We start from the raw sequence: 13,924 nt of genomic DNA on the forward strand, positions 1-13,924 counted from the left end.
TAACTAACTAAATCTGATTTTTATGTATTCTAAAATTAATGAATTCCTCATAAAATATGGGGGACGCATTGTATTGGGCATTATGAAAACATTTATTTTCTTTTGTTGCTTTATCACATTCGCATTCAACCCCAAAGAGGGCTATTCACAAAATGCAAAAATCGTAATTAATTCTGATTCTGAGCTTTCTATTGAAGAAATTTTTGGATTGATTAAACGGCAAACGGACTATACCTTTATTTACCGGTCCGATTTATTTGAAGATTTCCCAAAAGTTCAGCTTGAAAAAGGAATTATCAAAGCAGGAGACTTACTGGAGAAGAGCCTTGCCGGTGAAGGTTTCACCTATTCCTTTACCAAGGAAGGAACCATTCTTTTAGAAAAAAAGTCGGTAAAAACACTTAAAACCTTACAGCAAAGCGTGAGCGGAACCGTTTATGATAATGAAGGTTATCCGTTACCGGGTGCAACCGTTTCGGTAAAAAATAACGAAGGGATAGGCACCCAAACCGATTTTAACGGGGTTTACAGCCTAGAGATAAACGACCTTGAAAATACCGTTCTCGTTTTTAGATATTTGGGCTTTAGAACGTTGGAAGTGCCTTTGGATGGTAAAAGCACCTTGGACGTAACCCTGGAAGAAGATGCGCAAAGCCTGGACGAAATCGTGGTGGTTGGGTATGGCAAGCAAAAAAAGGTGTCCATGACAAGTGCGGTATCATCGATTTCCAGTGACGAACTGGTAGAGCGCCCTACAAAAAATCTTAGTGCTGGCCTACAGGGTCTGGCGCCGGGATTAACGGTTATAGATAGAGGCGGTTCGCCGGGCAGCTCAGACGTAAATATGTACATCCGTGGGGTTACAACCTTGGGCAACAACAATCCCTTGGTAATCATCGACGGTATTGAAATGAACATAAATGACGTAGACCCGAATAATGTGGAATCCATATCGGTACTAAAAGATGCTGCATCTACAGCCATTTATGGTTCTAGGGGGGCCAATGGCGTTATCTTGATAACCACCAAGCGGGGTAAAAAAGGAAAATTTGCCGTAAACTATAACCAAACGCTGGATATGCAAAACCTTACGGTGGAGCCAGAGCATATGGAAACAGAGGCTTATTTGAGGCTACAAAACACGGCATATCAAAACCGTGGAAGCGACCCTTTGTATTCTGAAGAAGAAATACAAAAATACGTAGATGGAAGCGACCGCTTGAGGTACCCGCTCCCGAACGAATTTTTTGATGCCGTAATACAAGACGATGCACCTATGCAAAGGCATGCCTTGTCTATTGCTGGAGGAACCGAAATACTGCGTACCAATGTCATGTTGAATTACTTCGATCAAGACGGGATTTATCCAAATCAAAATCTCAAACGATATAGGGTCCGTGTAAACAACGATATCAATCTTTCCGAAAAACTTTTGGTCAGCGCAGATGTAAGCTTGGCCAAGAAAGACCGCCATACATTTAGGGATCAAGATAATGTTTACCATAGAATGTTGCACAGTTCTCAATTTACGGTTCCGCGATTCCCCGATGGAACATATGGATTGAGCAAACAAAGACACAACCCATTGGCTTGGACAGATACCAATATTGTTGGCGCCACAGATGCCACTACCTATAATGGCCTTGTTAATTTAAAGGCTACTTGGGATATTGTGCCCGGTTTGTCGTTCAGTTCTCAATATGCCGTTGATCTTAGCGATTATTCATCGGTTACAAACATACCTACGTATGAAATTAGGGATTATTTCAATCCGGATGTTGTGCTTAAAAACAACGAGGTAAATCAACTAACGGAATACAGGAGCCAATCCCTTCAAAAAACATGGAACAATACGCTTACATACAATCTCGTCCTTGGAAAACACGATATGAGCGCACTGGCGGGATATTCAGAAATAAGTTATGATTATAAGGAACTCGAAAGCAATGGGCGGAACTTTTATAACGACGACCTTCGCGACCTAAGTCTTAGCGACCCGCTAAACCGTGAAATTAATAGTTTGTATACAGATTGGGGGTTGCGCTCGCTGTTCGGAAGGTTGAATTATTCTTTTGATGAAAAATATATTTTAGAATTCAATATGCGCTACGATGGATCTTCCAGGTTCCCCGAAAACAACAGGTATACTTTTTTCCCTTCAGTGGCCGGGGCTTGGCGAATTTCAAAGGAGCCATTCTGGAATTCGGTTAAAAGCGTAATAAACGAATTTAAAATCAGGGCTTCGTGGGGAGAAACCGGGAATCAAAACGTAGGTCTTTATACGTATTACGATAACCTTAACTTGGCAAATTATTATGTCTTTAACGGTGTTCCCGTTACGGGCGTCCGCCAAACAGATTTTGCAAGCCAAGACCTTACTTGGGAGACCACCACCCAAACCGATATTGGTTTCGACATGAGTTTCTTTCAAAATAAAATCAATATTGCTCTGGACTGGTTTAAAAAGGAAACCGAAGGTATTTTACTGGAACTGCCCATTCCCGGGATTGTTGGTTTAAATCCATCGGCAACCAATGCAGGTTCTGTTGAAAACAAAGGTTGGGAGCTTCAGGTGAACTACCAGAATGCCGTTGGAGATTTTCGGTACAGTATAACCGGGAACATTTCAGATGTAAAAAATAAAATTACAGACTTGGCAGGAACAGGACCTTATTATGCTAACGAGCAGGATATGTTTATCCGCAAGGAAGGAGAATCTATAGATGCCCTGTTTGGGTATGTTACAGATGGCCTTTTAACTCAGGAAGATATCGATAACGATTACCCCACATATGCATCGGATGCAACGGCGGGAGATATTAAATATTTGGACATAAGCGGGCCGGATGGCGTCCCCGATGGAATGATAACTGCCGATGACAGAAAGGTTATTGGATCTTCCATCCCTCGTTTAACATATAGTTCGGTTATAAACCTGGGTTGGAAAAATTTTGATTTCAACCTTCAATTACAAGGAGTTGGAAATAAAGATATAATGCTTTATGGGGCTTTGGTGGAAGCAGGTTCCTGGGAAGGTTTTACAATCGACATTGCAGAGGACTACTGGACACCGGACAATCTTGATGCAAGATTCCCGAGGCCTCAAAAACAAAACAATAAAAACAGTCGCCCTTCAGATTGGTGGATGGTAAATGGGGCATATTTAAGGGTAAAAAACCTTCAGTTTGGGTATAGCCTTCCTACGGATGTAATTAAAAAGTTTGGTGTGAGCAGGTTGCGCCTTTTTGTAGGGGGAACCAACCTTTGGACGATTTCCGACCTGAACGAATGGGGGCTTGATGCCGAAGCAGCCACCGGAAGGGGTGTTTTTTACCCAGCTACTAAAACATATACACTAGGATTAAACGTAGGATTTTAAAAATTAGAATCATGAAAATATTCAATATAAAATTACTTATTCCGTTGGTATCCGTACTTGTACTGGTTTCCTGCGAAAAAGATCTTTTAAATACAGAGCCTTCAAACGAATTGAGCAATGCCAATTTCTGGAAGACCCAAAAAGATGCCCTTAATGCCGTAAATGCCATGTATGCTTTTCTACCAGATTATAACGAAGTTGAATGGGACAGGATGACGGATATAGCAACTACCAATAGCCCAGCCCAGCAAACGGTTACCATTGAACGTGGGGAACACGATGCTAGCTTGAGCAGATTTAAATCTAATTGGGATGGTGGATATCAAGCTATAAGGGCCGCCAATTATTTTTTAGAAAACATTGATAAGGTTCGCGAGGAAGACCCTTCGGTAAGTCAAGATATTATCAATAGATACAAAGCAGAAGTACGCTTTGTCAGGGCATTTTTCTATGTTCGTCTAACCATGCTTTTTGGCAATGTGCCCTTGATTACCAGAACCCTTAACATTGAAGAATCAAAAGAAATAACAAGAGACCCCCAACAACAAATATGGGATTTTGTAGCTACAGAATTTGATGAAATAAAAAATGAACTGCCAAAAGCATACAGTGGAAACGACATTGGCCGAATTACAAAAGGGGCCGCCTTATCCATGAAGGCAAGGGCAATGTTGTATGCAGGACGCTGGAACGAAGCTTCGGTAGCCGCAAAAGAAGTTATGGATTTGGGAGAGTATGAGCTTTATCCTAATTTTAAAGATTTATTTAGTTATGAAGCAGAAAATAGCAACGAAATAATTCTGGATAGGCAAAGGGCAAAAGATGTGGCCGCCCATAATTTTTTTGCCAGCCATGCACCGGTTAGTTTAAATGGGAGCGTAGGCATTTGTCCCACTCAAACCCTTGCAAATGCATACGAGACCGTAAATGGTTTGCCAATAGGTGAAGACAATTCTTACAATCCTTTAAACCCGTATGCAAACCGGGATCCTCGAATGGGATATACCATGTTTATTCCTACTTTTTCTGATGATGTACCCGGCGATGTACTTTTTAATGGACAGGTATATGACCCGCGCCCGGATTCTGGCACGGGCGATGAAATTGAAGTGGATTTTTACCGTACAAAAACAGGATATAGCATAAAAAAATATATTAACGAAGAAGAATTGAACGACAGAAGCAATGGAGGCGTTAACTTTATATTGATACGTTATGCCGACGTATTGTTAATGTATGCGGAGGCCAAAATAGAAATGGGCTCCATAGACCAAAGTGTTTACGATGCAATAAATGAAATAAGGGGCCGAAACGATGTTAATATGCCCGCAATAGCACAAGGGTTGTCGCAAGCAGAATTACGTAAGGTAGTCCGTCATGAACGAATGGTAGAATTGGCTTTGGAAGGGCTTCGGTTTTTCGATCTGCGCAGGTGGAAAACTGCCGAAAACCTTATGAAAGGAGTTATTCCCGGGATGAATTATATCCCGATAGGGGAGCCTACGGAAGCTTCAGCTATCGAAGAATTAACATATGGGGGTACAACGCGTGCGTTCAACCCAAACAGGGATTACCTTTTTCCCATCCCTCAAGAAGAACGGATCCTTGTTCCTTCATTGGAGCAAAACCCAAATTATTAATATTTTAGCAATTGCCCGTAATCATTCAAAATAAAATATTTAATGTCCGCCCATTTTGAAAAGGCATGCTATTACGGATGATTACGGGCATTCAAAATACACTTTAGATTAAAACTTAAGACCTGATGAAATATCTATTTTTTACAGTACTGACATGCCTCTTTATTGGTTGCAAGGAAGAAAAGCAAGTTTCAGAAAATTTTAGCAAGCCAGACTCCAAACCAAATATTATCTTCATTTTGACCGACGATTTGGGGTATGGCGATATTGGGGTGCTTTTCCAAAATCAAAGAAAAAAAGAAGGAAAGCCTCATTTTAAAACCCCGTTTATTGATGAAATGGCAAATAGCGGTATAACCCTTGCAAGGCATTATGTGCCGGCTCCCGTATGTGCACCTTCGAGGGCTTCCTTGTTGTACGGGGTCCACCAAGGACATTCAAACATTAGAAACAACCAATTTGACAAGGCCCTTTCTGACGTTCCAAATATGGCGTCCATGCTCAAGGAAGCAGGCTATGCAACAGCTTTGGTTGGGAAATGGGGGCTACAGGGGTTAACAGGGAACAGCCCAGATACATGGAAAGCATTCCCGACCAAAAGAGGGTTTGATTATTTTTTCGGTTATGTAAGGCATGTAGATGGGCACAATCATTATCCTGCGCACAAAGCACATGACCGGCCTAAAGTAGAATTGTACGAAAATAATGATGAAATTTCGGGAAAATTGGAAGGATGTTATACAACAGACTTGTTCACGGCCGCGGCCAAACATTGGATTTATAATCAGGCAAAAAGTAAAGACAAACCTTTTTTCTTGGAACTGGCGTTCGATACGCCCCATGCCGGGCTTCAAATTGCACCATCTCCATACCCTGAAGGTGGCGGGATTAATGGCGGAATTCAATGGAAAGGGACTCCGGGAAGATTTATCAATACGGCAGATACTACCATAGACGACTATTACCATCCCGATTATGCCAAGAAAGATTGGCCAGACCCCCAAAAAAGATTCGCTAGCATGGTGAGGCGCATAGACAATGCCATTGGCGATATCAGGCAACTTTTAAAAGACCTTTCGATAGACAGGGAAACATTGATAGTGTTTACGTCCGATAACGGGCCTCATAACGAATCGTATGGCTATGGAAAATACGATCCTACCTTTTTTGATAGCTTTGCTAATCTTGATGGCATTAAGCGAGATACATGGGAAGGAGGTATCCGTGTGCCCACGTTTGTAAGCTGGCCCGGCCATATCCCGGATGGCATTAAAAACAATCAGCCGAGTGCTTTTTACGATTGGATGCCAACATTTGCTGAAATAGCAGGCATTGCACCCCCTGCCAGGACAGATGGAGTATCGTTATGGCCAATATTGAATGGTGAAAAGGAAACTAACGATGGAATGGTTTATATTGAATATAGTCAAAACGGGAAGACCCCGGAATATTCCGAATTTGAAAAACAGCACCAGGGAGCAAAAAGAGGAGAAATGCAGGTTGTTTATTTGGAAGGCCATAAAGGCATCCGGCAAAATATACAATCTCAAGATGATGATTTTCAGATATACAATATTCAAGAAGATGCTGAAGAGACCAAAGATTTAGCTTCTTCAAGCCCTTATTTTGAAGCACTTCAAACCCGGATGAAGAGCAAAGTGCTACAAAGCCGCCGACCGGATCATGAGGCAAAACGGCCTTATGACGGAATAATTGTTCCTTCGGTTAAATTAAAAAACATACAAAAAGGCATACAATATACTTCCTACAAAAAAACAACCTCATGGATTCCGGATGTTAGGGTAATAAAGAACCAGCAACTGGCAAATGGAGTGCAAAAGGCATTAAATATAACCAACATTGTTAAAGGAGACTCCATGGTCGTTAGCTACAAAGGATATCTACATGCCCCAACTTCTGGTGAATATACCTTTAGCCTGCAAGCAGATTCAAATAGTATTTTAAGAATCCACAATGCAAAAGTAATCGATATGGAAGATAGGGAAGCGCCTTTAGAAGCCAAGATAATGTTGGAGAAGGGATATCATCCCCTTAATTTAATTTATGCACACAATAAAGGAGAACCCAGCTTATCTCTTAAATCAAAAGGACCAAACGATATTGTTTTTAAAGAAATGGATTTTAGTTATTGATGGAAGTTTGTAAGATTATAGAGTGGAAAATACAGCTATAAGTTATGAACTGAGTAATTTGTATAGTAAGGATTGAGTTTTTAAAACTTATATCTTGGCCATATATTTAAAATTGAATTGATAGATTTATAATTACCCCCCAACCATCAATATGTTTTAATCTCCATAATCCGTTTATCAAAATTATCCTTGTGTAGGGATTTACTTTTTATTCTGGTTTTATAGGTATAGATGGTTGTAATGGAAAGTTCCAAAAAATTGGCAATTTGATTATTGTCCTGTATTCCCAAGCGGTATAATGCAAAAATCCTTAATTCGGGGCTTAAAAGCTCGTTGGTTTTCATATTGTATTGATGCTCATTGGGAAAGAGGCTGTTAAATTCTTCAATAAAAGTTGGGAATAATTTCAAAAAGATTTCATCGAATTGGCGAAAAAGATTTTCGCGCTCCTTTTTTACACTGTACCTGTTTAGTGCCGGGAGGACATCATCAAACTTCTTCGAAATAATTTTTTGGCGGGTAGTTTTTTGTAAGGTATCCAGTTTATTAATAAAATCGGATGTTGCCTGAATGAAATAGGTAATATATTCTTGCTTTATAGTATCGGCTTCGCGTAAATGCACGTTTAATTCCTGCAATTGTTTGTAGGAGGCCGTTAATTCTTTTCTGGATTTGCTTTTGGACTTAAGCTGTTTAAAAATTATAATTAAAAAAACAATGACAATGATTGCCAAAACGGCCAGTAAGGTAACCATGATTTCAAGGAAGCGGTTTTGCTTCGAGATGTTGTACATCTGGGCTTCCTCGATAATAGGAAGAATACTGGATATTTGAATTTTTCGGTGCCTGGCATTGTAAAAAGTGGCATCGTCCATTGCCAAATGGATATAGGTATTTGCCTTTTTAACATTTCCGGCTTTGTATAGTTCATTGGCAAGATTCCTTAAAGCCACGGTTTCCTTGGTAGCACTTTGAATATCAGAGATGGCAGCCAGGGCCAAGTATTCAATGGCTTTCTCCTTAAACCCGCGCTCCGAGAAAATATAGCCAAGGCTCGAAGTGGCAATCCCATAAAATTCGGGAGAAAGGTCGTAGTTATTGATCCAATATTGAAAGGCAAATTCGGCTCCTTTAAAATCCTGTTGTTTCATGCGCCTCAAACTTTCGGCAGCCCAATAATCGTTATCGTTTTCATCCACCAGCTCCAGAGCTTTGGACAAGCATTCGTTGCCCTGTTGTATGTAATGGATATTAAACCTGCTATCGTTATTATAATCGGCCAGATCGTAATAAGTTCTTGCTTTTACCGAGTAATACTGGAATTTGTTCTCTTTATTCAAGGTTTTTACGTCAATACTGTTTAGTGTATCTATAGCCTCTTTGAAAAGTCCGGAAGATAACAGCACAAAACCTTCCTGTACCTTTATTTCGTTTTGAAGTTCGGGGTTTTTAAGGGCAATAGCCTTTGTTTTTGCTTTTTCGAGGTAATAATATGCAGAGTCGTATTTAAAAGATTTGTATTCTTTAAAGAGCGATAAATAAGTTTGGTATAGTTGAACGCTATTGCCATTTACCACATATTTTTGAACATCTTTTTTAAGCGCCTGTATGGCATCGTATTTTTTTTGAATATAAATTTCTTTTCGGGCAATTTCACGATCAAGCCGATTCAGGGTATTCTGTGGATCCTGTGAAAAGGATAAAGTATAAATAAGGATAAAAAAAATAGTTGCAGTATAGCGCATGCTGTAGTTGGGTTATATAGGATAAAAATCAATTCAAGAATAATAAAATATAAAGCTTAAATTAATCAAAAAACAGTAAGTTTTTTAATTAAAATGAGTTATTGCCTCAAATGGTCCTATTATTTATTATATCGATAAATATTGGATGCAATATATGTGTTTTTGAAAAAAATACCTCTAAAAAAATACTGTTTTAGCAATGTGTATTGTTTAAAACACCTATAAATTTTTAAATAGTATCTAGATTTTTTAGCGGTATAAAAAATATTAATCATTTAAAAATCAATAAATTAAGTTATTTATTGGCTCGATATTATCTTGATTTTAACTATATCGTTTTCTTTCCCTTCAATTTGCTCATAATTTTGATTGATTCCAAAATGGAATTGCAACTAACATAAATTAATCAAACAACTAAACGTATGAAAAGTCTACGCCTAAAAATCCTGTTATTGGGGTTATCTCTGGTATGTTTCTGGGGATGCAACAAAACCGACGACGGGAGCTACACAACACCCATTACACTTTATGAAAAAGTAGGCGGTAGTTGGAGCCTAAAAAGCTTGAAAATGGTAGATGAATTTGCAAAGGCAAACGAGATCAAGCCAGACGAGCAGAATTTGGAAAGCTTTTTTAATTATCAGGATTTTAAATTATTGCTGAATCTAGATCAAACAATGAACCCCACTTCTTATAAAGTAGAAGGAAATGTGCCACCATTGTTTGAGCCTTCGGGTTATTGGGAATTAAGCTCACCTTTTCAGCCCACTACTGCCAATGCGGTGCGCATTAAACTTTACAGCGATGCTTCAAAATCAAAACTTACTCAAGAATTGCGGCTAACCTCCATTCCGGGATCTACAAGTGACATGCAGGTGCAATTGGTAAGAAGCTCCGAAGGTACTGCTTACCTCTCTTATATTTTTAATCTAACGGCAACTAACTAACGATATTATGAAAAAACTACTATACGCACTCTTTTTGCTATGTTTTTTAGCACCCATAACGAGCAGGTCGCAAGAGGAAGCCGGGGACGTTTCCAAAATTTGGTCTTACCCCGTAATTTATAATTATGACGAAGAAGTTACTTGGTATTTTGATATGGCCGGAACGACCTTTACCGAGGATGAAGATTTGTATATATGGATTTGGTCACCTTCTGAACCCGATGCCGGGAACTGGGAAAATTCATCAGATTTTGCAAAACTTTCTTATGAAGGAAACTTTATATGGAGCTTTACCTTGACGCCAACAACGTATTTTTCTGTTTCTGCTGAAGATATTGCCGCAAGTGCAGGGTTTTGGCTCCGCCTGAAAAATAAGGACGGAAGCAAGCAATCGGGCGTTGCTCAGGTTAGCTATACGCCTTTCAATGATTTTGAAACTGCCAATGAGCTAATACGTTCCTATCCAACCAAGCCGAGTTTGGATGAAGGCTTGAGCATTCTTTTTAATGCCAATTTAGCCGAAGGCTTCGATGGGGTAGAGAGTGTGCATTTTCATAGCGGACTTAACGATTGGGAAGTATTGCAGGAATATCAGGCATGGCTCCCGGAAATTAGTGCAAAGACCCAATTAAAAGACTTAGGGGGCGGAATCTATAAAATGGACCTTATTCCATCAGAATACTACGGAACGGAAGACGGCTATGTAATGACCAACTTGAATTTTTTAATGGTTGCCAAAGATTGGGCGGCGACTATTCCGGATCAGGTACTTAACGCTGCCGAATATATCCCGCCGCCACCGCCGGAATTTAAGTTTTTCCCCCTTCAGATAAGTCAAAAAGATTTCCTGGGAATGATTAGGACAAACAACGAACGGGGTGTTACAACTTTAAAATATACCATAACAGCCGGTTCTAAAATAATTGAAGGGGAATTTACCGGAGGAACCAGTGAAATTAAGGGTTTTGTGGATTTGGTTACAGAATTGCATGGAATGTCCGGGTTGAGTCAAATTCACGTGTTGGTGAGCGATAACAACGATAGGGTAATTACAGATACAGCCATACCGCTTAAAAAATAGTGCTGGTATATAAGCACATTTACAACCAAAAAAATAAAAAATGAATACAAAAAATATAAATTATAAGTTGCCAAAACTTGCATCTTTTAAGGCTTTGGTACTAATTGGGTTATTGCTGATTTCTATTGTTTCGGCCAGGGCCCAGGATAAAAAAACAATATTGGGAACCATTTTCGATAGCGATGGGCAGCCACTAGCAGGAGCCACGGTAATGGAAAAGGGGACTTCCAATGGAACTACTGCCGATTTTGATGGAAATTACTCCATAGAAGTAACTAACGGAAGCACTTTGGAGATATCGTTTATTGGGTTTGTTACAAAGCCAATTGTAATTAACAATACAACAGCTTCGCCCCTAAACGTAACTTTGGAAGCCGATATGGTGAGCCTTGATGCCGTAGAATTGGTGGCCGTAGGTTATGGGACCATGCGTAAATCGGATTTAACCGGGGCCATATCAACAGTAAATTCCGAAGAGCTTGTAAAAGGAACATTATCTTCAACAGAACAAGCTTTACAGGGTAAAGTAGCCGGGTTAACGGTTGTTCAAGGTACGGGCGATCCAAGTAGCGGGGCCACTATGCGCTTGCGGGGCGGTACTTCTTTAACGGCCAGCAACAATCCTTTAATTGTAATCGACGGGATTCCCGGAGTAGACATCAATCAGGTGCAACCAAACGATATAGCTTCAGTAGATGTATTGAAAGATGCTTCTGCCACAGCCATTTACGGTTCCCGCGGGGCCAATGGGGTTATCATCATCACCACAAAAAGCAAGGCAGCAGGATTTTCTGTATCCTATTCGGGAATTTCAGGAATTAGTTTTGCTTCCAATCATCTGGATATGTTATCGGCCAATCAATGGCGGTCTTATGTAAGGGGAAATGAAACAGTTGGAGCTATTGATTACGGGGCCGATACCGATTGGCAAAAAGAGCTGGAACGGGCTGCATACCGCAGGTCGCATACCTTGAGTATGTCTGCCGGTGGCGAAAATAGCGGAATGAGAAGTTCCATTACTTATTTTGATAATGAAGGGATTGTTAAAACCACGGGCCTGCAACGGTTAAGCGGAAATATTAATGTGCACCAATTTACCTTGGATAAGAAAATCCGTTTCGATGTAGGACTTTTTGCTACCATAGATAAATGGCATCCATTGGATTACCGCATTTTTGAACGTGCTTTTAATTTGAATCCTACAATTCCTGTATATGATGAAAATGGGAACTTTACCGAAGTGGGAGGGACCCTTTATGAAAACCCAGTAGAGATCCTGACACATAGAACCACCGATGATAAAAGAAACAGGTTGTTGGGCTATTTTAAAACGGAATTCAATTTTACGCCAGCATTAAAAGGGGTGGTAAATCTTTCGTTGGAAAACAATGCCCATACCGGAAATACTTACAAACCATCTACAGCTGTTTTAGAAGGGCGTACCGAAGGCGGTTATGCCCAGAAAGTATACGACGAATATACCAATATGCAATTGGAAGCTTACTTGAGCTATACCAAAGAATTTGGAAAGCATATGCTTAATGCCATGGGCGGATATTCTTACCTTGAAAATACTTATGAGGGGTTTGGGGCTCAAAGAAGTGGCTTTGAAACCGATCTGTTTGAGTACAATAATTTAGGTGCCGGGCAAGATTATCGTTTAGGAGATGTATATTCCTACAAAGGAAAGTCTAATTTGGTTTCTTTCTATGCAAGGGCAAATTATTCTTACGACAGTAGGTATATGGTTACGGCCACCGTTAGGGAAGATGGTTCTAGCCGATTTGGCGATAATAATAAATGGGGATTCTTTCCGTCGGCATCTGTAGCATGGAACATTGCCAACGAAGAATTTATGGACGGAACCAATAATTGGTTGAATCAATTGAAACTCCGTGGCGGATATGGAGTAACAGGAAACCAAGATGGAATAGGAGAATATAAATCGTTGTCCATATTGGGCGTGGGGCAGGATAGTTATTACGATCCCGCTACCGATAGCTGGAAGCTGGCATATTCTCCAACACAAAACCCAAATCCGGACCTTAAATGGGAGTCTACCGAGCAATTTAACGTGGGATTGGATTTTGGCTTGTTTGGCAGGATTACAGGTTCTCTGGAATGGTACAGCAAGACAACCAAAGATTTGCTTTATACATACCAGGTTCCCCAACCTCCTTATTTGGTGGGCACCATGCTTGCCAATGTGGGCGAATTGTCTAATAAGGGTATAGAACTCACCCTGAACGCCAACATTATAAACAACGATAAATTTAAATGGGATGCCAATCTTAATTTGTCCAGCAATGAACAAAAAATAGAAAAGCTATCCAATCAGGTTTATGAGACCGACGTAATTTACAGCGGTTCGTTACACGGTTTATCAGGAATGTCCAATCAGTTTTCCCAGATTATCAAAGAAGGATATCCCGTAGGAACTTTTTGGGGTTACGAAAGTAGCGGACTTGATGAAAACGGGGCATTTATCTTAAGCGAAGAAAAAACAGATATCGGCGATATTCAACCTTCCTTAAATGTGGGTATCGGTATGAATTTTACCTATGATAGTTTTGATTTCAGCTTCTCGGGTTATGGAATGTTCGGCCAAGATGTGCTAAATGCCACCAATATGATGCTGTACGATCCAAACCGACTGCCAGCATATAATGTGCCTGATGATTTTTTAGATAGCGGAATTACCTCCGATCCAACATATTCAAGTTATTGGGTTGAAGATGCTTCATTTTTTAGGTTACAAAACGTTACGTTCGGTTATACAGTTCCTATGGACAAAGTATTTTCAAAATTACGCTTATACCTAATGGGCGAAAACCTTGCTGTTTTTACTGGGTATAATGGCGTGGATCCCGAGGTAGACATGACCGGCCTTGCAGATCCGGGGCTGGACCGCTTCAACAATTACCCAAGACCAACTACCGTTTCGTTCGGACTTAATATCACATTAAAAAATTAAAGGAA

At 40.1% G+C, this 13,924-nt stretch carries 7 protein-coding genes; 6 read left to right on the forward strand and 1 reads right to left on the reverse strand.

The window, feature by feature from the left end:
• Positions 1-22: 22 nt before the first annotated feature.
• From PSF86_RS01900 to PSF86_RS01910, 3 genes are all read left to right on the forward strand, one after another.
• Positions 23-3,379 carry a SusC/RagA family TonB-linked outer membrane protein gene (locus PSF86_RS01900; RefSeq protein WP_277898363.1) on the forward strand — a complete coding sequence of 1,119 codons (3,357 nt, stop codon included), beginning with the start codon at positions 23-25 and terminating at the stop codon, positions 3,377-3,379.
• Between the two features lie 11 nt (positions 3,380-3,390).
• Entirely contained in the window at positions 3,391-5,019 is a 1,629-nt protein-coding gene (locus tag PSF86_RS01905; protein ID WP_277898364.1) for a RagB/SusD family nutrient uptake outer membrane protein, read from the forward strand.
• A 125-nt stretch (positions 5,020-5,144) separates the two neighbouring features.
• Positions 5,145-7,172 (forward strand): sulfatase-like hydrolase/transferase, encoded by a 2,028-nt coding sequence (locus tag PSF86_RS01910; RefSeq protein ID WP_277898365.1) that lies wholly within the window; start codon positions 5,145-5,147, stop codon positions 7,170-7,172.
• Between the two features lie 146 nt (positions 7,173-7,318).
• Here PSF86_RS01910 and susR read toward each other — a convergent pair whose 3' ends face one another.
• On the reverse strand, positions 7,319-8,917 hold the full coding sequence (gene susR / locus PSF86_RS01915; RefSeq protein ID WP_277898366.1) for a SusR family glycan utilization regulator: 1,599 nt from the start codon (positions 8,915-8,917) through the stop codon (positions 7,319-7,321).
• Between the two features lie 422 nt (positions 8,918-9,339).
• Here susR and PSF86_RS01920 point away from each other — a divergent pair, with 422 nt between their 5' ends.
• From PSF86_RS01920 to PSF86_RS01930, 3 genes are read left to right on the forward strand one after another with little or no spacing between them, the layout of a single operon-like run.
• Complete coding sequence (locus PSF86_RS01920; protein ID WP_277898367.1) at positions 9,340-9,864, forward strand: DUF5004 domain-containing protein; 525 nt, start codon at positions 9,340-9,342, stop codon at positions 9,862-9,864.
• Positions 9,865-9,871: 7 nt separating this feature from the next.
• Entirely contained in the window at positions 9,872-10,945 is a 1,074-nt protein-coding gene (locus PSF86_RS01925) for a hypothetical protein (RefSeq protein WP_277898368.1), read from the forward strand.
• Positions 10,946-10,985: 40 nt separating this feature from the next.
• On the forward strand, positions 10,986-13,919 hold the full coding sequence (locus tag PSF86_RS01930; RefSeq protein ID WP_277898369.1) for a SusC/RagA family TonB-linked outer membrane protein: 2,934 nt from the start codon (positions 10,986-10,988) through the stop codon (positions 13,917-13,919).
• Positions 13,920-13,924: the final 5 nt, after the last annotated feature.

The organism is Galbibacter pacificus (assembly GCF_029603165.1).
Taxonomy (GTDB): Bacteria; Bacteroidota; Bacteroidia; order Flavobacteriales; family Flavobacteriaceae; genus Galbibacter; species Galbibacter pacificus.